Annotated in this window: 26 protein-coding genes and 1 riboswitch; of the genes, 5 read left to right on the forward strand and 21 right to left on the reverse strand. The window is 57.5% G+C overall.

The genetic code is table 11. The annotated features are described in order from the left end of the window. Positions 1-11: 11 nt before the first annotated feature. The 19 genes from rpsD to yqeB all read right to left on the reverse strand — a co-directional run bounded on the left by rpsD (position 12) and on the right by yqeB (position 12159). Entirely contained in the window at positions 12-608 is a 597-nt protein-coding gene (gene rpsD / locus ACTM86_RS01045) for a 30S ribosomal protein S4 (RefSeq protein WP_006235275.1), read from the reverse strand. A 19-nt stretch (positions 609-627) separates the two neighbouring features. Beyond that, positions 628-1032: a 30S ribosomal protein S11 gene (rpsK, locus tag ACTM86_RS01050; RefSeq protein ID WP_006235274.1), complete on the reverse strand. Its 405-nt coding sequence runs from the start codon at positions 1030-1032 to the stop codon at positions 628-630. A gap of 14 nt (positions 1033-1046) precedes the next feature. After that, a complete protein-coding gene (gene rpsM, locus ACTM86_RS01055) occupies positions 1047-1421 on the reverse strand; it encodes a 30S ribosomal protein S13 (protein ID WP_154516058.1) in 375 nt (124 codons plus the stop codon). 14 nt (positions 1422-1435) lie between these two features. Beyond that, positions 1436-1549, reverse strand: coding sequence for a 50S ribosomal protein L36 (gene rpmJ, locus ACTM86_RS01060; RefSeq protein ID WP_006363204.1), 114 nt, complete (start codon positions 1547-1549; stop codon positions 1436-1438). A 150-nt stretch (positions 1550-1699) separates the two neighbouring features. Then, positions 1700-1918, reverse strand: coding sequence for a translation initiation factor IF-1 (gene infA, locus ACTM86_RS01065; RefSeq protein ID WP_035137443.1), 219 nt, complete (start codon positions 1916-1918; stop codon positions 1700-1702). Between the two features lie 232 nt (positions 1919-2150). After that, positions 2151-2939 (reverse strand): type I methionyl aminopeptidase, encoded by a 789-nt coding sequence (gene map, locus ACTM86_RS01070; RefSeq protein ID WP_329738298.1) that lies wholly within the window; start codon positions 2937-2939, stop codon positions 2151-2153. After that, positions 2936-3562, reverse strand: a complete 627-nt coding sequence (locus ACTM86_RS01075) for an adenylate kinase (RefSeq protein ID WP_154516064.1) — start codon at positions 3560-3562, stop codon at positions 2936-2938. Before ACTM86_RS01075 ends, map begins: the two co-directional genes overlap by 4 nt. Before the next feature lie 18 nt (positions 3563-3580). Next, the gene (gene secY, locus ACTM86_RS01080) at positions 3581-4867 is read right to left on the reverse strand and encodes a preprotein translocase subunit SecY (protein ID WP_370450586.1); all 1287 of its coding nucleotides are present in this window, start codon (positions 4865-4867) and stop codon (positions 3581-3583) included. After that, entirely contained in the window at positions 4861-5310 is a 450-nt protein-coding gene (rplO, locus tag ACTM86_RS01085) for a 50S ribosomal protein L15 (protein WP_006235267.1), read from the reverse strand. Before rplO ends, secY begins: the two co-directional genes overlap by 7 nt. 3 nt (positions 5311-5313) lie before the next feature. Continuing rightward, complete coding sequence (gene rpmD / locus ACTM86_RS01090; RefSeq protein WP_154516067.1) at positions 5314-5496, reverse strand: 50S ribosomal protein L30; 183 nt, start codon at positions 5494-5496, stop codon at positions 5314-5316. A 2-nt stretch (positions 5497-5498) separates the two neighbouring features. Next, on the reverse strand, positions 5499-6023 hold the full coding sequence (gene rpsE, locus ACTM86_RS01095; protein WP_154516070.1) for a 30S ribosomal protein S5: 525 nt from the start codon (positions 6021-6023) through the stop codon (positions 5499-5501). 14 nt (positions 6024-6037) lie between these two features. Further along, complete coding sequence (gene rplR, locus ACTM86_RS01100) at positions 6038-6406, reverse strand: 50S ribosomal protein L18 (protein WP_118270231.1); 369 nt, start codon at positions 6404-6406, stop codon at positions 6038-6040. Positions 6407-6481: 75 nt separating this feature from the next. Further along, positions 6482-7018, reverse strand: a complete 537-nt coding sequence (gene rplF, locus ACTM86_RS01105; protein WP_370450587.1) for a 50S ribosomal protein L6 — start codon at positions 7016-7018, stop codon at positions 6482-6484. Between the two features lie 33 nt (positions 7019-7051). Continuing rightward, the gene (gene rpsH, locus ACTM86_RS01110) at positions 7052-7450 is read right to left on the reverse strand and encodes a 30S ribosomal protein S8 (RefSeq protein WP_006235262.1); all 399 of its coding nucleotides are present in this window, start codon (positions 7448-7450) and stop codon (positions 7052-7054) included. Between the two features lie 119 nt (positions 7451-7569). After that, entirely contained in the window at positions 7570-7755 is a 186-nt protein-coding gene (locus ACTM86_RS01115; protein WP_022094280.1) for a type Z 30S ribosomal protein S14, read from the reverse strand. 79 nt (positions 7756-7834) lie between these two features. Then, positions 7835-8392, reverse strand: coding sequence for a 50S ribosomal protein L5 (gene rplE, locus ACTM86_RS01120; RefSeq protein ID WP_154516073.1), 558 nt, complete (start codon positions 8390-8392; stop codon positions 7835-7837). A gap of 307 nt (positions 8393-8699) precedes the next feature. Then, complete coding sequence (locus tag ACTM86_RS01125; protein ID WP_441015023.1) at positions 8700-10013, reverse strand: uracil-xanthine permease family protein; 1314 nt, start codon at positions 10011-10013, stop codon at positions 8700-8702. 298 nt (positions 10014-10311) lie between these two features. Next, entirely contained in the window at positions 10312-11355 is a 1044-nt protein-coding gene (locus ACTM86_RS01130; protein ID WP_441015025.1) for an XdhC family protein, read from the reverse strand. A 9-nt stretch (positions 11356-11364) separates the two neighbouring features. Then, positions 11365-12159 carry a selenium-dependent molybdenum cofactor biosynthesis protein YqeB gene (gene yqeB, locus ACTM86_RS01135; RefSeq protein WP_441015027.1) on the reverse strand — a complete coding sequence of 265 codons (795 nt, stop codon included), beginning with the start codon at positions 12157-12159 and terminating at the stop codon, positions 11365-11367. 102 nt (positions 12160-12261) lie between these two features. Between yqeB and yqeC the strand changes: the two genes are divergently transcribed. Next, positions 12262-12999: a selenium cofactor biosynthesis protein YqeC gene (yqeC, locus tag ACTM86_RS01140; protein WP_441015029.1), complete on the forward strand. Its 738-nt coding sequence runs from the start codon at positions 12262-12264 to the stop codon at positions 12997-12999. Between the two features lie 113 nt (positions 13000-13112). Here the strand turns inward: yqeC and ACTM86_RS01145 are convergent, their stop codons facing one another. After that, on the reverse strand, positions 13113-13703 hold the full coding sequence (locus ACTM86_RS01145; protein ID WP_441015031.1) for a nucleotidyltransferase family protein: 591 nt from the start codon (positions 13701-13703) through the stop codon (positions 13113-13115). Positions 13704-13970: 267 nt separating this feature from the next. Between ACTM86_RS01145 and ACTM86_RS01150 the strand changes: the two genes are divergently transcribed. From ACTM86_RS01150 to ACTM86_RS01160, 3 genes are all read left to right on the forward strand, one after another. Continuing rightward, positions 13971-14624, forward strand: coding sequence for a helix-turn-helix transcriptional regulator (locus tag ACTM86_RS01150; protein ID WP_427717686.1), 654 nt, complete (start codon positions 13971-13973; stop codon positions 14622-14624). A gap of 121 nt (positions 14625-14745) precedes the next feature. After that, positions 14746-15432, forward strand: a complete 687-nt coding sequence (locus tag ACTM86_RS01155) for a hypothetical protein (RefSeq protein ID WP_441036891.1) — start codon at positions 14746-14748, stop codon at positions 15430-15432. Between the two features lie 331 nt (positions 15433-15763). Then, a riboswitch (SAM riboswitch) is annotated at positions 15764-15854 on the forward strand. 8 nt (positions 15855-15862) lie between these two features. Further along, positions 15863-16285 carry a hypothetical protein gene (locus ACTM86_RS01160; RefSeq protein WP_441015035.1) on the forward strand — a complete coding sequence of 141 codons (423 nt, stop codon included), beginning with the start codon at positions 15863-15865 and terminating at the stop codon, positions 16283-16285. A gap of 55 nt (positions 16286-16340) precedes the next feature. Here the strand turns inward: ACTM86_RS01160 and ACTM86_RS01165 are convergent, their stop codons facing one another. Continuing rightward, a complete protein-coding gene (locus ACTM86_RS01165; protein WP_441015036.1) occupies positions 16341-17708 on the reverse strand; it encodes a PqqD family peptide modification chaperone in 1368 nt (455 codons plus the stop codon). A gap of 670 nt (positions 17709-18378) precedes the next feature. On the opposite strand from ACTM86_RS01165, the gene ACTM86_RS01170 reads away from it, so the two are divergent. Then, complete coding sequence (locus ACTM86_RS01170; protein ID WP_441036892.1) at positions 18379-20976, forward strand: hypothetical protein; 2598 nt, start codon at positions 18379-18381, stop codon at positions 20974-20976. Positions 20977-21055: the final 79 nt, after the last annotated feature.

Consider the following 21055-nt stretch of genomic DNA (forward strand, 5'->3'; position numbering starts at 1 on the left):
GCCCGGATGGACTACTTAGAGTAGAGCTCGACGATGAGCTGCTCGTTGATATCACCGCTGATCTGCTCACGCGTCGGCAGAGCGAGCACGTTACCAGACAGCTTCTCGATATCGACCTCAAGCCAGCCAGGGACCTCAAAGCGCTCGGAGGAAATCAGAGCCTCCTTGATGGGGAGGAGGTCACGGAACTTCTCGCCGACAGCGACGACGTCGCCGGCCTTGACGCGGTAGGACGGGATGTCCACGCGCTTGCCGTTCACGGTGAAGTGACCGTGGCGGACGGACTGACGAGCCTCTTTACGGGTGCGAGCGAAGCCAAGACGGAAAACAACGTTGTCGAGGCGAGACTCAAGGATGATCATGAGGTTCTCACCGGTGACGCCGTTCATCTTACGGGCCTTGTTGAAGTAGCCGTGGAACTGCTTCTCTAGAACGCCATAGATGAACTTGACCTTCTGCTTCTCACGCAGCTGCATGCCGTACTCAGATTCCTTGCGACGGCGCTTGGGCTGACGGATAGATTCCTTCTTGCTGCTGTAACCGAGCTCAGCGGGATCGATCCCGAGCTGACGGCAGCGCTTAAGAACAGGAGTCCTGTCGATTGCCATATTGATACGATCCTTTCAGTTACACGCGGCGACGCTTCTTGGGGCGGCAGCCGTTGTGCGGGATGGGGGTCTTGTCCTGAATGCTCGAGACCTCGAGGCCAGCAGCCTGGAGGGAGCGGATGGCGGTCTCACGACCGGAGCCGGGGCCCTTGACGAAGACGGAAACCTTCTTCATACCGTGCTCCATGGCCTGCTTGGCAGCAGCCTCGGCAGCCATCTGGGCAGCGAACGGCGTGGACTTACGGGAGCCCTTGAAGCCCACCTGGCCAGCCGACTTCCAGGAAATGACGTTGCCCTGGGGATCGGTGATCGAAACGATCGTGTTATTGAACGTAGAACGGATGTGAGCCTGGCCCACGGAAATGTTCTTACGGTCCGCGCGCTTCAGACGGGCAGCGCGAACGTTCTTCTTAGCAGTAGCCATCTATCTAGCGCTCCTTATTTCTTCTTCTTAGCACCGATCTGACGCTTCGGGCCCTTGCGGGTACGAGCGTTAGTGTGGGTGCGCTGGCCGCGGACCGGGAGGCCCTTGCGGTGACGAAGGCCGCGGTTGCAGCCGATGTCCATAAGGCGCTTGACGTTCTGGTTGCGCTCACGGCGGAGGTCGCCCTCAACCATGATCTGGTTCTTGTCGATATACTCGCGGATGGCGTTAACCTCATCCTCGGTGAGGTCCTTAACGCGCGTATCCACGTTAACGTTGCACTCGACGCAAATCTTCGTCGCAGTGGTGCGGCCGATGCCGTAAATGTAGGTCAGACCGATCTCAACGCGCTTCTCACGCGGGAGGTCGACACCATTAATACGGGCCAACGTAGTCTCCTCTCTTAACCCTGACGCTGCTTATGACGGGGGTTCTCGCAAATGACGAGGACCTTGCCATGGCGCCTAATGATTTTGCACTTATCGCACATCTTCTTGACCGAAGGACGTACCTTCATCGTTCTTCCTTTCGGTAGCGCTCAAACTACTTCCCTACTATCTACTCGCCCAGCCGCAGGCGTTTAAAACTATGGCTGGTCTTCACACACAATCCGACCGTAGGTTGAGCTAAGCCTGCAGTCGGAAATAGAGTGCGTGTATGCGTGCCGCTATTTGTAGCGATAGGTGATGCGGCCGCGGGTCAGGTCGTACGGGGAAAGCTCCACGACAACCCTGTCACCGGGGAGAATACGGATGTAATTCATTCGAATCTTGCCAGAAATGTTGCACAGAACCGAATGACCGTTCTCGAGCTCGACCTTAAACATGGCATTAGGCAACGGTTCCTTTACCGTACCCTCGAGCTCAATTGCGTCTTCCTTCTTCACAAGCAATCATCTTTCTCTAGAAAACGACAGCGATTGAGTATTCTACAACACGTATACACGCATCGTAATAACTTCGTAATGGCTCCACAACTACGTGGAACTTGTTACATTTGAAATGTAAAACAAAGCCGTTCCCTGATGCCCAAGATCGCCTTGAAATGAGAAGGCATAGACCTTGGGGTCATGCCTTCGAAATTGAAAGGCGAGGTTGGGCATCAGGGGGCGGCGACTTTTACATTTCTCCGCCTTGGAGCGAGCACCAGGATCCTTGCGCATCGGTGGTGAGAATCACCGGACCGTCATTGGTGATGGCGACGGTGTTCTCGTAGTGCGCGGCGGGCAGGTGGTCGTTGGTGGTGACGATCCAACCGTCGGAGCCCGTGCTCACATGGTTGGAACCCATCGTTACCATCGGCTCGATGGCAATGACCATACCGGCCTGGAGGCGAACGCCCCTCCCCTTCTTTCCATAGTTAGGAACGTTGGGGTCCTCGTGCATCACGCGGCCAATGCCATGACCCACATAGTCACGAAGCACGCCATAACCGTGAGACTCGGCGAGGGACTGGACGGCATAACCAACATCCCCGATATGGTTACCGGGAACAGCCTGCTCAATGGCAGCCTTAAGGCAATCGCGCGTGACCTCGCACAGGGCCTTGGCCTCGGGCGTAGGGGTGCCGACGAAAAACGTCCATGCGTTATCGCCAACCCAACCGTCGACAACGGCTCCCGTATCGATAGAGATGATATCGCCATCGCGCAGGATCATATCGGGGTTGGGAATACCGTGGACCACGGCATCGTTGATCGATGCGCAAATGGTCCCCGGGAACCCGCCGTAACCCTTAAAGGCCGGGGTGCCGCCATGCATGCGGATAATCTGCTCCGCGAGCTGATCGAGCTCAAAAGTCGAAACGCCGGGACGCACCATGGCTCCAACGTGGCGGAGCGCCATCTTAGATAGCGCTCCTGCCTTCTTCATCTGCTCGATTTGCGTTGCAGACTTAATCTTAATCATAGACCGAGGGCCTCTTTGACATCCCCGTATACGGTCTCGCGAGCCTGGTCACCGTTGACCGACTTGAGCAGACCCTGGCCACGATAGTAATCGACAAGCGGGCTCGTGGACTTCTCGTAGACATCGAGACGGTTCTTGATGGTCTCGGGCTTATCGTCGTCGCGCTGATACATCTCGCCGCCGCATTTGGGGCAGGTAACATCGGCAGCAGTGCCGGTGTAACCGCAGGCGCGGCAGGTGCGACGCGAAGACAGACGATCGATAATGACCTCGGGGGCAACGTCGACCAGAAGGGCGCAGTCGATCTCGCGACCCATGGTGGAGAGCTCGGAATCGAGCGTCACAGCCTGGGCGGTGTTGCGCGGGAAGCCGTCGAGGATGAAGCCCTGCTGGGCGTCATCGGCGGCAAGGCGCTCCTTGACAAGGTCGATCACGAGCTGGTCGGGAACGAGCTCGCCAGCGTCCATGTACTTCTTAGCCTGAATACCAAGCTCGGTGCCACCCTTGACGGCAGCACGCAGCAGGTCGCCCGTGGAGATGTGAGCGACGCCAAACTCGGCGACGAGCTCCTGTGCAACGGTGCCCTTACCGGCACCCGGAGCTCCGAGCAATACGAGGTTCATGAGCAATCCTCCTCTAGCCTATTTAAAGAATCCATCGTAATCATACATCTTGATCTGGCCTTCGAGCTTGTCGACCGTGTCGAGCACGACGCCGACCATGATGAGGATGGACGTGCCGCCAAATGCCTGGATCAGCTGATTGCCCGTGAAGGAGAAGATGATCGAAGGCACGATGGCGATGAGCGCCAAAAAGACAGCGCTGGGAAGCGTAATCTTGTTGAGCGCGTTCTTGATGTAGGCCGCGGTAGCCCTACCCGGACGAACGCCCGGAATAAAGCCGCCCTGCTTCTTAAGGTTGTCGGCCGTGTCATCGGGATTGAACACCATGGAGGTGTAGAAGTACGCGAAGAACACGATGAGGACAACGTTAAGCACCCAGTTGAGCCAACCGGTCGAAAGCGCAGAGGCAACTGCCTGAATCCAGCCGATGCCGGGGAAGAACACGGCAACCTGAGCCGGGAAGTACAGCAGCGCCGAAGCGAAGATGATCGGCACGACACCCGCGGTGTTGACCTTGATGGGCAGGTAGGTGGTCTGGCCACCCATCATGCGACGGCCCACGACGCGCTTAGCGTAGGAGACCGGAATGCGGCGCTGGCCGCGCTCAAGGAAAACAATCAGCGGGATAACCAGCAGGATGATGGCGCAGATGATCACCATAGTGATGATGCCACCGCCATTGCCCTCGGTGCTGGAGAAGATCGCCTGCGGCAGACCGGCCATGATGTTCGCAAAGATGATCAGCGACATGCCATTGCCGATACCACGCTGGGTAATGAGCTCACCAATCCACATGATCAGCATGGCGCCCGCGGTGAGCGTGCCGACGATCATGAGGTCGAAGATGATCTCGGGAGCGGCGGCGCCATTAAAGCTGATGCCGAAGCTCTTAAAGAGGAAGAGGTAACCCACGGAGTTGAGGATTGCCAGAGCCAGGGTGAGGTAACGCGAATACTGCGTAATCTTGGTCTGACCGACCTCGCCCTCGCGGGCAAGCTCATGCAGGGAAGGCACAACGGCCTGGAGCATCTGGAGGATGATCGAGCTGGTGATGTAAGGCATGATGCCCAGCGAAAACACCGACACATAGCTCAACGCGCCGCCAGAGAAAAGATTCAGGAGGGCCATAGCACCTGCGGCGACCGAATTGTTATCGGTCGAGAAAAGGCCCAGCATCCCCTGGAAGGGAATGCCGGGCACAGGAACGTGCGCACCAATGCGGTACACGACGAGCATAGCTATGGTAAAAAGAATCTTTTCGCGCAGTTCTTTGATGCGGAAAGCATTCTTAAGACCATTTAGCACGGCAGCTCGACCTTTCCGCCGGCGGCCTCGATCTTGGCCTGCGCAGAAGCGCTGACCTTGTCGACCTTGACCGTGAACTTCTTGGTAAGCTCACCATTGCCGAGCACCTTGACGGGCTCGAACTCGCTCTTGGTGATGCGAGCGGCCTTAAGAGCGGCACCGTCGATCACAGCGCCATCCTCGAACTTACGCTCGAGACGCTCAACGTTAACAGCGGTGTACTCGATACGACGGGGGTTGCGGAAGCCCGGAAGCTTGGGCAGGCGCATAGCCAGCGGAGTCTGGCCACCCTCGAAGCCGGCACCCTTGGTGCCGCCAGAGCGAGAGCCCTGGCCCTTCTGGCCGCGGCCAGAAGTGGTGCCGTGACCCGAAGAATTGCCACGGCCAACGCGCTTGCGGTTCTTGGTGGAACCGGGCGCGGGAGTAAGATCGTGAAGCTGCATTTGCTACTCCTCTACAATCTCGACAAGGTGCTTGACCTTGAAGATCATGCCGCGGACGGACTCGTTGTCAGTAATCTCGCGAACCTCGCGGATCCTGTGGAGACCGAGGGCACGGACAGTACGGACCTGGTCCTGCTTGCAACCGTTGGTGCTGCGGACCTGCTTGATCTTGATGGTGTCAGCCATGCTTAGTTCTCCTTACCGACGAACATCTCGGAGACCGTCAGGCCACGGCGAGCCGCGACGTCCTCAGGGCTGGAGAGCTCCTTGAGGCCCTCGACGGCAGCCTTGATGATGTTGAGGCCGTTGTCGGTACCGAGGGACTTGGACAGGACGTTCTTGATGCCAGCAAGCTCAAAGAGGGGACGCACAGCGCCGCCGGCGATAACGCCGGTACCCTCGACAGCGGGCTTGATGATGATGCGGCCGGCACCAAAGTGGCCGATAACCTCGTGCGGAATGGTGCCCTCTTCGGTCACCGGCACGTGGAACATGTTCTTCTTGGCATCGAGAGACGCCTTGGAGATGGCCATGGGCACCTCAGCGGACTTGCCCATGCCAACGCCGACGTTGCCCTTGCCATCGCCAACGACGACGAGAGCGACGAGGCTCATGCGACGACCGCCCTTGACGGTCTTCGACACGCGGTTGATGTAAACGACGCGCTCCTCGAACTCGGAGGCCTCGCGCTGCTGCTTCTGATTACGAGCCATGTGCTACATACCTCCTAGAACTCGAGACCGGCGGCACGAGCACCGTCGGCGAGGGCCTTGACGCGGCCATGGTAGATACGGCCACCGCGATCGAAGGCGACCTTGGTGATGCCGGCCTCGATGGCACGCTTGCCAACGAGCTGACCGACCTTCTCCGCAGCCTCCTTGTTCGAGGTGTGGGTGCCCTTGAACTCGGCCTCGAGGGTCGAGGCAGAGACGAGCGTCAGGCTGGAGCCCTTGCTGTCGTCGATGATCTGGGCATAGATGTTGGCGTTAGTACGGGTCACGCGAAGACGCGGACGCTCGGCGGTACCCGAGATCTTGCCGCGAACACGACGCTGACGACGCTTGAGGCCTTCCAGCTTCGCCTTATGCTTGTTCATACGTAAACTCCTAAAAAGGTTGATCTTGCCAGCACCTAACGGGGTGCTGGTCTTATGCGAGTGAGTCGGTTACGACTACTTGGCGGCCTTACCCAGCTTGCGGCGGATGTGCTCGCCAACGTAGTGGATACCCTTGCCCTTGTAAGGCTCGGGAGGACGATGGCCGCGGATCTCAGCGGCGATCTGACCGACCTGCTGCTTGTTGATACCCTTGACGTTCACGTGGGTGTTGTCGGGAACCTCGAAGGTGATACCCTCGGGAGCCTCGACGATCACGGGGTGCGAGAAGCCCAGGGAGAACTCGAGGTTCTTGCCCTTCTGCTGCACGCGGTAACCGACGCCGGCGAGCTCGAGCTTCTTCTCGAAGCCCTCGGAAACGCCAACAACCATGTTGTGGATGAGGGCGCGGGTGAGGCCGTGGCGGGCACGGGTCTCACGCTCGTCGTCGGGACGGGAAACGGTGAGGACGTTGTCCTCGATGTTGATAGCGAGCTTCTCATAGACATCGAGCTCGAGCTGGCCCTTGGGGCCCTTGACGACAACGTTGTTGCCGTTGACTGCCACTTCGACTCCGGCGGGAATCTGGACAGGCTTATTACCGATACGAGACACGGTGATCTCCTTTCCTTCTACCTACCGAGCGAATTACCAGACGTAAGCGATGATCTCGCCGCCGACGTTGTGCTTGCGAGCATCGCGGTCGGTCATGACGCCATGGCTGGTGGAAATAATGGCGGTACCAAGGCCACCGCGGACGCGGGGCATGTCGGCAACGCCGGTGTACTTACGCAGGCCCGGCTTGGAAATGCGACGGATGCCGTTGATGACCTTAGCCTTCTTGGGACCATACTTAAGCGTGATGTGCAGAGTCTTCTGGGGAACGGTGTCCTCGACATCGTAGCCCTCGATGTAGCCCTCCTCGTGCAGAACACGAGCGATCTCGACGAGCTTCTTGCTGCTCGGCATGGAGACCGTGGCCTTGTTCACAGAGTTAGCGTTACGAATGCGCGTAAGCATATCTGCGATCGGGTCTGTAAGGTTCATACAGATTCTCCTTCGTTCTTGATGAACACGTGCTCTTGGTTCTTCGCCGCCCTTAACGGCAAAGCCTAACTAGCACGTTTTCCCTGTTCCAAACGGATGCTTGAAACGCTGGTAGTGACTTACCAGCTGGCCTTCTTAACGCCGGGAAGCTCGCCCTTGAGTGCAAGCTCGCGGAAGCAGACACGGCACAGGCCGAACTTGCGGTACACAGAGTGCGGACGGCCGCAGCGCTGGCAGCGCGTGTACTCACGAGTAGAGAACTTCTGCTTGCGATTGCACTTGACGATCATCGATGTCTTAGCCACTTATATCCTCCTCACATAGAGTATTGTTCGCCCCAAGCGCCGCCCCCTTGTGGGAACGGCGCTTATAGGGCAGGTGAACCTATTTCTTGAACGGGAAACCAAAGGCGTCCAGAAGGGCCTTGGCCTCCTCATCGGTGTTGGCGGTGGTCACGAAAGTGATGTCCATACCACGCTGGTGATCGACGGAGTCAAAGTCGATCTCGGGGAAGATGAGCTGCTCGGTGACGCCCATGGAGAAGTTACCACGGCCGTCGAAGCTCTTGGCGGAGATGCCGCGGAAGTCGCGGATACGGGGGATAGCGACGGAGGTCAGACGATCGAAGAACTCCCACATACGGTCGCCACGCAGGGTAACCTTGCAGCCGATCGGCATACCAGCGCGCAGGCGGAAGGTAGCGATGGACTTGCGGGCACGGGTGATCATCGGCTGCTGGCCGGTGATGGCGCGCAGGTCGCGCACGGCACCGTCGATGGCCTTGGAATCGGTAGCGGCCTCGCCGACACCCATGTTCACGACGATCTTCTCAAACTTGGGGATCATCATGACGTTCTCGTACTGGAACTTGTCCTGAAGCTGCTGCTTGACCTCGTTGTTGTACTTGGCCTTCAGACGCGGCACATACTTCTCTTCTGCCATTGTTCACTCCTTCTTGGGGTTTTAAGCACGGGGCGTGGCCACGGTGGGTTGTCCTCGTGCCTCCTGACTGCATCCGCGCCGCTCATGGCATTTCGCGGTTTGGACTCGACGCAGCAGGAGCCGACAAAACAATCGGTACTATACGCGCATTGGGTGCGTATTTCCAGAAAAACATCGTCTGCCTGCACAACTCCACAACTCCCTCGCACAAATGGGTCCCAAAAAGCCGTTGCAGTGAAATAGGGACTGTTTGACAGCTTAACCGGCTTAAACAATCCGTATTTCACCGCAACTCATATATGGGGCGTTATTTTTGGCGAGGCAGGACCAGGTTGAGGACGACGGCGACAAGTGCGGCGACGGCAATGGAGGATCCGCCAAAGACGGTGTCGACCCATGCGGGGAATCCAGCGCCGGCAAGCGCGCCGGCCGTGCGCTCAATACCCGTGCCAAAGGCGATAGAGAGACCCATGAGCGTGGTATCGCGCTGAGACAGGCCGTGGCGGGAAAACATGACCACACCGTTCATGCCGATGGTTGCGAACACGCCGATCGTGGCGCCGCCGATCACCGGTTGCGGAATGGACGTGAGCACTGCCGCGCACTTGGGCAGCAGGCCCGCGACGAGCAGAATGGCGGCTGCGAGCGTAAAGACCATACGGTTGACGACCTTGTTCTCGGCGATGATGCCCACATTCTGGCCAAAGGTTGCCGTGGGGACGCCGCCCAAAAAGCCCGAGAGCATACCGACGAGACCATTGGCGATCAATCCGCCCGAGATCTGACTATCGGTCGCGGGGGTATCGAGCGCAGCAGAGGACACGGCGGCAAACTCTCCCATAACCTGCACGGCGTTCACGATGGCCACAACGCCCACCACGGCGCACGCCGCTGGATCGAACACCAGACGATGGGCGCCAAACGCCGGTGGGGCAAACCAACTTGCAGTCGCGACAGCCGATAAGTCGACCATGCCCAACACCGCCGCAACGACAAAACCTGCGCAGATACCGGCCAGGATGCTGCCCAGCTTGAGCGCGCCCTTGCCGTAGTTACCGACCATAAAGGTGACGACAAACGTCACGAGCGCGACGGTCCAGTTGGTGACGCTGCCAAAATCGGCCGCGCCCTCCCCGCCTGCCATGGACGCCACGGCAACCGGGCACAGCGACAGGCCAATGACAAAGATGACGGTACCGAGCACCGGAGCTGGGAACAGAAAGCTCACGCGCTTAAACAAAAGACCGAAGAGTACGACGAGCGCGCCGCCGATAACTTGAGCGCCCAGCACGGCCTCGAAACCAAGCTCAAGACCGACCGCTTTAAGTGCCGGCACGAAGGTAAAGCTCGCACCCATCACAATGGGCAAGCCCGAGCCGACGATGCCTTTTATGGGGAACTGTTGAAGGAAAATGTCAAGCGCCGAGAGGACCAGCGACGCCTGAATGACGGCGGCTTCCTCTTGAGGGGTAAAGCCGCAGACCGACGCGATGATGATAGCGGGCGTAACGATACCCGCGAATGCCGCCAGCACATGCTGCAGTGCATGGGGCAATACCTGCACAAACGAAACTTTTCCCGTACGCTCGAACAGGGCGTCCCCTGCCACCGACTCTGCCATTTGCGCCTCCCATACCCTAGGCAGCGGCCCTATGCCGCCCAACGGGCGGACATTATAGGGCATATGGCACAGGTAGCATTTTGACCCGCATGCGACAGAGAGCTGGGGTAGCTAATTTGGGACGGGGCTCTTTTAGCTACCCAACAGTGAGCGAACGCCTCGAGATGATTTTTCTGGGACGGGGATTTAAAAATCATTGCGTACCTAATGATTTTTTAGTCCCCGTCCCAGAAAAATCATCGAGCAGGCAGGGTAGCTAAAAGAGCCCCGTCCCAAATTAGCTACCCCTGGGATGCGACTAGCGCTTGCGGGGGACGAGCTTGGTGCGACGCAGATGGATCATCTCGGCGGCGATGGAGATGGCGATCTCTTCGGTGTCCTCGGCCTGAATGGCAACGCCGATCGGCAGGTGCAGCTCGTCGATCTGGTCCTGCGTAAAGCCCTCCTGCTCCAAGCGAGCCCGCACAAAGGCCGTCTTGCGGCGCGAACCCAGGCAACCCAAATAGGCGGGCTTGGCGCGCATGGCCTGAATCACCACATCGATATCGGACTTGTGACCCGCCGTGGCGACGACTACCAGATCGCGCGGACCGATGGGGCACAACTCGTCCAGGTTCTTGTAGTCGACCAGACGACGGTCGTAGACGCCGGGCACCCATTCGGGCGTCAACGTGCCGGGGCGGTCATCGCACGCCACGACGGCAAAGCCCGCCGCCGTGAGCACGCGCGCCGTCGCGGCGCCCACGTGACCGCAGCCAAAGATGTAGGTCAGGCCCTCGGGGCAAAGCGTCTCGATGTGCGCCGGGGGAATCTCGGAGGCGGCGTTGGTGTAGGTGACCTTACTCCCCTCTTCCGTCAGCGAAAGCCCGGGGCAACCCACAATGGTGCGGCGCGACTCCTCGCCATGGTATTCGGCGGCGTCGCTTTCGAGCGCGCTTGCGATAAACGGTTCAAAGTCGATGACGAAGTCGCCGATGCGTCGATACGCCAAGACGTCGGCAACCGACTGGAACAACGGCGCTTGCGATACATCCAGGTGCAGATAGCACAGGCAGATGGCTCCGCCGCAGATCATGCCGGTATCGGAGTTCTCGCCGCCCATGGTGTAGCGGACCAGGCGCGATTGCCCTGCGGCCAGCAGCTCGCGCGCCTCGTCCAGCGCAAGGAGCTCAATCTTACCGCCGCCGATGGTACCCGCTTGGCTGCCATCGGCAAAGACGGCCATCCAGGCACCCACGCCGCGCGGCGATGACCCTGCCGTGCCGGCAACTACCACCAGCTCGCACGTCCTACCAGCCTTCAGAGCGCCAAGCGCAGCATTCACCACATCGAGCTTTTCCATCGTCGCTTCCTATCCCCTAAAAACGTCGGTGAACATGGCGAGCGCCTCGAGTACGCCGCCGCCGACCGACGTCGCCTTGTCCGAAATATAGTTGATATAGCTGGCATCGCCACGCGGGTCGACGTCGGCACATTTAAAGCCCTCGGTCACCAGAACGCCGTCGGCCAAAAGGCCGCGCAAGCAGCCGTCAATCTGCGTGACCATGGGAGTGTCGCCCGCATGCCCAATCACATCACCGGCACTCACGATGTCGCCAATCACATGGTCGGACCTAAACACGCCGGCGGCGGGGCTGTGGATAACGCGCTCCTTGCCATAGCCGGCGATGACACCCGGCACGCCCGTATTGGGCTGGGGCGAGCCCTGGGTGATGACGCGGCCGAGGAAATGCCCGCGCATGGTCTCGACCACGGCATCGCAATCGACCGGCGCGGTAAAGCCCGGTCCTACGGCGATGACGACAGGCGCCATATCGCGCGTGGTGCCCAAGTTGCGCTTAGCCAGGATCGCGTCGACCACGGCAGCGGGCTTAAGTTCGCCGAGCATCTTGGCCTGGGGATCCACCACGACGGCAACATCGCCGGCCTGGGTAATTGCAAGCGCCTCTGCCGGCGTCTGCGCCAAGCGAGCGCGAATGCCCTCGACCTGGACCTCGCCCAGGCGAATGGCCTCACAAAAACTGATCGTGCGACGGATACACGTGGGAACCGCGATATCGGCCATGACAACCGACACGCCGGCGCGCACCAAACGGGCGGCGACGCCCGTGGCGATATCGCCGGCGCCGCGAACATAAACGAGCATTTCCGGGGCACCTCCCTGTGCTACGGTTTGAGCAGAGCAAAAGCGGTTCGACCGCTACTCTAATGATTATTTATTATCACAGTATTATACGGCGGTGAACAGATGGAAACGACGAGCGGAAACCTTGCCTCCGCGCTCAAGCTCGAGCCGGGCATTACCGCGATTATCGGCAGCGGCGGCAAGTCGACCTTGCTCAAGGCGCTCGGCCTTGAGCTTATGCGCGCGGGCGGCCGCGTGCTCCTCTGCACCACCACGCATATGTTTCCCGTCGCCGGCGTGCCATGGAACGGGTCGAGTCGTCGCCTGGACTCCGCACCTTGGAAGCCGGGCGCCGCACATGTCCCCGGTTGCACCTGCGAGGCCTGCGCGGGCCTTGCGCGGGGAAGCATCCGCCAAGCAGGTGTCTTGGACCCCGAGACGGGCAAGCTCTCTGCCCCCGCCGAGCCGCTCGGCGAGCTGGCACAGCGCTTTAACTACGTCTTGGCCGAGGCGGACGGCAGCAAGCGGCTCCCGCTCAAAGCCCACGCCGCCTGGGAGCCGGTGATTCCCTCTGGCACGGCCAACATCGTCTGGATCGTTGGCGCCTCGGGGCTCGGCAAGCCCATCAACGAAGCCGTCCACCGCCCCGAGCTCTTTTGCGAGCGTTGCGGCTGCGAGCTCACCGATACCGCCACGCCCGAGCGCGTCGCCCAGGTGCTCAATGCCGAGATGCAGGCGCTGGGACTCTGCACCGCACGCGTCATGCTCAACCAAGTCGACACGCTCAGCGACCCCACGATGGCCGACCGCTTTGAGGCTGCCCTCGGCCGCCCCGTCGTCGCCACCAGCCTCCAGGGGTAGCTAATTTGGGACGGGGCTCTTTTAGCTACCCCATGTTGAGAGAAAAACCATCAGGTAGGCAGGGTAGCTAAAAGAGCCCCGTCCCAAATTAGCTACCCTGGCGGCACCCCCTGCTAGCGAGGCGCGTAGCAGGCCGCAACGTGTTCTGAGACGCGGCGCTGGCCCTTGGCGGTGTCGACATCCCACAGCTCGTAGGCACGTGCCTCGACCAACTGGATATCGGCACGGCCGCGCAGCAGCGACGATCCGCCGTCCTTGCCCTTAAGCCCCATAAGGTTAGGAAAGAAGCTCGCGGGGAACAGCACCGGAGAGGCCGGCTCGCCGTTCAGGGCAAGACGCACGGGCGCGACACCGCCGTTGGCCTTAAAAGCACCGGCGAGTGCCTCAAAGGAATCCGAACTCACGAGCGGCTGGTCGCCCGGCAAAAAGAGGCAACCTTTCCAGTTGTGATCGACTCCCCACGAAAGGCCCGCACGGACGCTTTCGCTGCGCAGCTCGCCATCATGCAGCACGCACGGGCAATGCTTGTCCTCGCAAATCTGAGCAACCTCGGGCCAGCGCGTCGTAACAACAACGTCAAAGCCCCGGGGAACCGAATCGATGGTCCGGGCAATCAGCGGCTCGCCATAGATATCGGCAAGCATCTTGTTAGAGCCAAACCGTTTGCCCTCGCCCGAAGCCATAATGACGCAACCAAGTTTCATGGCGATACCTCCCCTGAAGCCATCGTACCCATAACGCGCGCCGCGGGGCACCTACATCGAAAGCGCTTATCCCGCACGCCCACGATGCAAAAAGGGGGCACCCCGCCGTTTGGCAGAGCGCCCCCTTTACATGGTTTACCTCAGCCCGGCTTTAGGCCTGGAACCAACGGGCGGTGTTGCGCTCATAACGCAGCGACACTTTCGTTATTTGCGAACAAGTGGGGTTTATGGCAAAGTGTGCCCAAACTAATTTTTAGGAAGGCACCCATGACCCCCGCACAGATTGAGTTTTATAAGCGCCTTGCACACGGCCTGGCGCTCCAGTTTGGCCCCAACTGCGAAGTCGTCGTCCACGATCTGGAGACCGAGGACGTAGACCACTCCATCGTAGTGATCGAAAACGGCCACGTCAGCGGACGCAAACTGGGTGACGGTCCCAGCCATATTGTGTTTGAGTCCATGCACGAGGACACCACCGACGTGCACGACCGCGAGCCATACCTCACCAAAACCGCCGATGGCAAGCTGCTTAAGTCCTCGACCATCTTTATCCGCAACGACGAAGGCAAGCCTGTCGGCATTTTGGGCATTAACTTTGACATTACGCTCATGAAAGCTTTTGAGCGCTCGCTCGATGCCTTTACCGGCACCGACGGCACGGGCTACACCGAGCCCGAGCCCATTACCAAAACCATCGGCGACTTGCTCGAAGATCTGCTGCGCGAGTGCGAGCAATACGTGGGCAAGCCCGCAGCCCTTATGACCAAGGATGAGCGCATTCGCGCCATTGGCTACCTCGATCGTCGCGGCGCCTTCCTCATTTCCAAGTCGAGCGAGCGTGCCTGCGAGTTCTTTGGCATCTCTAAGTACAGCTTCTATAGCTACCTCAACGAGGCAAAGGCTGCCGCCGGCGACAAATAGTCAGTGCGCCTGCGCCCCTCCCCTTTTGGGCGTGAGTTCTGGAATGCACGAATCCAAGACTCGGCCGCAAGGCAAGTTCCATATAATCGAAGGACGAGACAGTTCGAAAGGATGGAACAAGATGGGGTCGAACAACGCATTACGCAACGACCGCAGAGGCTTCGCTTCTGGCGCCAGGCATGCGAAACGCGTGTTTGACGAGGGCGAAGACGATCTGTTTGCGTTGAGCCTCGACGACGTGATGAGCGATCGCCCTTGGACCGCCGACGAGCCCATGAGCGGCAAAACCCATTCGGCAGGCGATCCCTCCGAGACGGCATCGTTTATCGCCGCGGCGCAGCATCTTGCGCCCGAACCGCCCGTTGCAGATCTCGACGACTTTGCGACCCGTCAGTTTGCCTTCGATTCCTGGGCTGATGCCGATCTGGACGAAACAACTGCCGGCGCGCCAACGCTCGGCGAGCCGGTAAATCCGCTTGTCGCCGCGTCCGCTTCCGAATACGAGCCGGACGACCATGCGCAAGCTATGCCCACATCCTCATACACCGATAGCCACACTGATAACGACGATTATTATGGCGACTACTACGCCGCGGAAGAGGCGCCGCGCTTTTTGGATTTCAATCCAGTAGCAAAGATTGTCTTTATAGCGATTGTCGTAGTGCTGCTTGGCGTCATTGCGTTTGAGGGATTCCAGCTGTTCCGCAGCCCCGTCGAGTCCGAATCGGCAACACAGCAAAAAGAGGACGACAACGACTACTTGGATATCAACACCCTCAAGGGCGACCCCAACGACGGGGACGAGTAGCGAGGGCTGAGGGCGGCTGAAGCGTCCATATGTAGCACCAGCTTCTACGTGCTGTTTTGTTATCCAGTTACACTATTCCAGATGTTGAGACCGTCAGATTCGACACTTTTCCGTTCTTTTGAGGTGCCGATTTCGACACTTTTCCGTTCTTTTGAGGTGCCGATTTCGACACTTTTCCGTACTTTCTTACGGACGATTTCGACACTTATCCGAATACAGGTCGAATATTCGCCGCGCAATCAAGCGCCGCCCGCACATCATTTCGCAGGCGGCGCTTGATTTGTGTCCGCGCGCGCTGATAGACTCCATCGTGCCCGCAAGGAGCGGGCGCGTTTTATCCAGAGTCGGGGTAGAGAGTTGGCTCCACGATCCCGACGCCAACCGGCCAAGAGGCACGGTGGCCCTGCCAACATCGATGAAAGGAGTCCGTATGGACAATTTCTCTGTGCGCAGTGAGCGCAATTTCCACAACTTGGTAGCCAAGCCAAAACGAATGCATCTTCTGGACAAGCCGAGCGGCTATGCCTCGGCCATGGTCAAGAACAGCCTCTCCCACCAGATGCGCTTTACGGTACAGAAGCTCGAGGAAGAGCTCTGTGCTGCTGGCAATCCACATGTGCTGCAGATCAAGCTGCTCGGAGATGACTCGTGCGAGCCATCCAGCTGGAAGCTCTTCGCCGACGGCGCGTGCGTTGCGGACGGATCTGGCACCTTTGCCCGTGAGTGCTTCTGCGAGGGCGCTGAGGTATTCCTGGACCTGTGCCGCAACGCCGTGTGCGCGGCCGAACTGCGCCAGTGGAGTCAAAGAGAGTACGAGCTGCTGAGCGCGGCGCGCGGGATTACGGGAGTGTAGGCAAGTTTTCGATAATTGCATTTTCTGATACGTCGAAGTGACGCAAAAATCGAGCTTACATTCCAACGTATCCGGAATCAATTTCCATTATGCACTCGGATATTATCCTATCGCACATATTGCAAGCAAAAATATCACCAGATTCCGCCTGAGACATACCTGGACAATGTGGACAGAAATCCCGGGTTTTACAGGATGTACATTCCCTCGTGTTATCCCATCTCAGAGACTCCATCACTGTTTTTCTTGCTGGACTATTCCAAGCTTGCCTTACTGTACCGGTCTTGATATTGCCAAGAACATTTTTTAGGGACACACAGGGATGTATCTGCCCGCTGGGATCAATAGAGATCGAGGTGACTCCCGCACCACACATGTACTTGGTTCTTTCGAGTCCCGAAGCAGAAACGTCAATTGAGAAATAGTTACTACGGATCGCCGAAATCGCGGTCCTAATAGCAGCCTTGTCGCCAATGAAGTACTCCATGGGTTTGTCGCTGCCATCGTTGCGCGAAATTAGACTCGCACTAACGCGGTATTCCACTCCAAGCTTTTCAGCGAGATCGATAACGTTAGGAAGATCAAGATGATTGATCGATAGAAGCATAACATTGAGAACCACAGGAACATCGAGCTCCCGAAGCCGCTTTATAACATGAATTGTCCTGTCGAATGACCCAGGTTTACATGTAATCGCATCATGCACGTTCGGATTTGAGCCATACAGACTAATGAAAAATGCCCTAGGCCTAGCTTTCGCCAAGCGCACCAGCAGCGCATCATTCTCGTAGAGAAATAATCCATTGGTGTATACGTCGCAGACGAACCCGCGTTCTCTAGCATAGAAGAAAACATCGGGGAATTCTCTATGTACAAATGGGTCTCCACCAGTAAAAGCGAGATGCATACAACCCATTTCGCATAGCTCATCGATTGCACCACGGTAGTCTTCAAAATCAATTACACAATGCGACTGCGTGGCACCAGGGAAATGAGCGTAACAATGTACACAGCTTTCATTGCACGCATAAGTCATCTCAAAGGTCGCTGAGTAAATCTGATCGTACGGCTCCAAGCATCGCATAACTTCGCCCTCAATATCATCATCCGGCTTGGCGAAATTCCCCGACACAGCTTCAGCCTCGCTGTAGCCTCCATCAAGAAGGATAATGCCCATTTCATAAAGCTCGTCAACAAAGGAACACACATCACTGATGACTTCACCGCTATCACAGTCGTATTGCTGTGCGATATATCTGGCAATGTCAACAAGCTCACAAGACTTCTCATTGGCAATCTTATGCCATATATCAGCCGCCACGTTCTCAAGCGTAAGCATCTGCCGCGTGCGTAAATCGTATAGAACGGTAAAGGGTTCGTATTCCCTCCAGCAGATATCATTCGGTGAGTAAGAAATCCGCATCACGCCTCCAAACAGAAAGACGCCCGTCCCGTAGGGCAGGCGTCTTTTCAATCAATCTGACCGCAAAACTACGCACGCAGGCAATGGGAGCGGCCGGAGCCGCCACGAGAGCAAGACATGGAGGTAATAATCGCAACCGAGCCCTTCTTTGAAACCTGAGGCTTGACGTAGGCCTTCTTCATGTGGATCACCTTTCATTGAATGACGACGCGAGCACATTCTCCGCGTCAAACCAATGGTATGTCCGATACGGCGAATAAACAAGAGCGTTTTGCGGCGTTAGGTTTAATTGGGAAGAGGCCAAGCGTTACTGAGCTGCGCATTTCTTATTTAATTATTTAATTATTTAATTTAATGAAAAACGTGCCTGTTTACCTGCGAATATGCATGGCAATCAAACGAATTAACTTTTTTCATCCAGAAATAGCAGGTAGATAGCATAGTTTCATCTAATTTGCTCAGGCTGATCAGACGACGCATCCTCTTCTCGCCTTTTGGCTTCCGACGAAACAGCTGAACATCGCGACAGCCATACGACTAAACTGGCGCTCACCTCATGTAATCAACCGTTCGCGTAATCGATTTTGTTGCTCAATAAATTGGCAGGTAGCGTCCGTACAATTAATTATTAGTCAGTCATCTGTCTTGGCAGTGTTGAAAGGAACCGCTCATGGGCTTCACACTCGCATCGCGTAAAGTTACGAGTATCTCGGAATGCGTTCGTAAGGAAATGATTACCTACGTGGAGTACGACGGGCCATCTCCAAAACGAGCAATTACCTATCCTCAATACCTCGTAGACGAAGACAAGATAACGCGAATCGATACCACTACCTTCCCCGAAATCGGCGGCCTCCCGGTAACACTCGAAGGCAAAACCAAAGAAGAATACGAAGGTATTTTTGGCCGACTCGTCGTTATGAAAACCAACGTTGATGTCGACCAGTTCATGGATAACAACTACTATCCCCATCTGGAACATCATCGCTACAACTCAATTGCCAATTACAACTGGAAGCCGGGACGCAGCAACATCGACTTTGTCGAGTTCAGAAAAAGCCAAATCTCATCACGCCTTGTTCAGATTATTTCCGCAGACGACGGGCTGATCGATTTCAGCCAACCGCTCGTCAGCACCATTCATCCGTCTGTTTCGCAGGCAATGCCGCTCACCAAGTACATCATGCTGCGCCAGGAAATAGACGACCAGCCTTACCTCTACGGGCCATTCGAGATTGAGCAAAAAGCACCCGGCGTCTATTCCATCAAGGCCGTTCAGTCTTTTGACGAGTACATTTTTGCCGAGAAAGCGTCGTGCTTTACCTTTAAGCTCACCGTAAACGATGGAGAGGGCAATCCCTATGCACGCCTTCTCGACATCGACGAAATCAAAACTCGATTTACATCCAGCAATCGCAAGTATGACTGGATGCCCAATGAAACGGTTTTGAGCGCCATCGCTCGAGTTTCACGCACCACGGAAGTCGGCCTTTCGAAAAACGAAGCCCGTAATCTTAAGACGGCAATCGAGGCCTGCACCGACCTGGAAACGAAGATCGTCACGACCCCAGAGCGACGCAAGCGCATGCTCACCGCGCTGAGCAAGTACGAAGAGTGGTCGACTCTTTCCGACAACCGCAAGCGCGAAATTATCGATACCGTCTCTAGCGAGCAGCTCGCACAGTACGTTCTAGATGACGAGCACTTTGCAGAGTTCTATGACAAGGTCAAAGAGAACGAGCAAATCCGCCAAGAGGTCGCGCGCCGTCAGGCTGACCTGGAAAAACAAATCCAAAGAGCCCAAGAAGAAACTGCTCAAGCAGAGCAGCGAGCTCGTGACGCCAGGGCGGCCGCCGATGAGGCGGAAGCCAGCCGCGACGAGGTCAAAAAACGAATCGTAGCCGAGACGGAAGCGGAACTCACCGGACGCAAAGCGGAGCTCGATAAGACGCTCGAGGACCTCAGGAGCGCGAAAGCAAATCTCGAAAACCTAGAAGAAGGCAAGGTCCTTGCCAAGCGAGCCATTAAAAATGTCGTCGAGTCGTTTAAGGATGAGATGACCGCGAGCGAAAAGCTCCTCGAGTCGACCGTCGTTCGCGAGATTCTGGGAGCGGTCAATCCCGTACCGTCGGGAACCGCCCCCTTGGCAAACCCGCAACAAGCAAATGAAGTAGCCCCCACTTTGACCATGCCCGCCATGCTGTCCGACGATAAGCTTTCAGCTTCGGACCTTTTAGACCGTATGAGCGATACCGTCATCAATCGAGCTGGACGCGACTTTACCCGCAACGATATCGCCAACCTTATGATCTGCCTTACACAAGGCTATATCACTACCTTTGCCGGCATGCCGGGCACGGGCAAGACGAGCCTCGCGGGAATACTCGCCGGAGCCTTGGGGCTTACCCAGCCCCAAGCAAACCGCTTCTGCGAGGTCTCAGTCGAGCGCGGATGGACCAGCTACAAGGACTTCATCGGCTTCTACAATCCCTTTATGGAGCGCGTGGAGCCTGCAAACGCTGCCGCCTACCAGGCCTTTGAGCAACTCGATGCCGAGCAACAGCTCAAAGACCTCACCCCCACCCCCTACATCATGCTCCTAGACGAAGCAAACCTTAGCTCGCTCGAGCACTACTGGTCACCGTTCCTCCTAGCGTGCGACAAGTTTAGGAACCGTCCCACGGTGCTCTCCCTTGGCGGCGGGCACGCCTTTACGACCCCTTCCTGGCTGCGCTTTATCGCGACGGTCAACTTTGACCACACAACCGAAGAGCTCTCTCCCCGCTTCCTCGACCGAAGCTGGGTCATTATGCTCGACGCGCCGGACACTCCCCTGGATATCGATGACATTCAGAGCGAGGAGCACGACTTTTCCGACGAGCCCGCCGTCCCCCTCTCGACGATCGAATCCGCATTTGGAGTCCGCGAAACGCAGATGCCCGCTGGCCTTGCGGCGAAATTCCAGGAAGTGCTCACATGCTGCGCTACATCCAATCATCCCGTAAGCCCGCGCTCCCAGCTCATGATGCGCAATTACATCGTTACCGCGAGCAACCTTATGGATACCTCCTCGGCATCGACCACCTATGATCCGGTCGATTTTGCCGTCGCCCAAAAGGTCCTGCCTCAAATCTGCGGAACAGAGGATCGCGTGAGAAGCCTGCTCGATGGCCTGGGAGCCATAACCGGCCTTCCCAAGACAAAGCAGCGTATCGAGCACATTCTCGAGGTTGGTGGAGACAGTGGCTTCTACCAGTTCTTCGCTTAAAGCCTGCTCGATCCGGCTTATCCTGCGCGACCCCCGTAACCCTTCCGCTCCCCTGTCGTTTGAGATGCACGAGGGTCGC

Origin of the sequence: Collinsella sp. HCP3S3_E11 (assembly GCF_052067375.1) — a bacterium.
Taxonomy (GTDB): domain Bacteria; phylum Actinomycetota; class Coriobacteriia; order Coriobacteriales; family Coriobacteriaceae; genus Collinsella.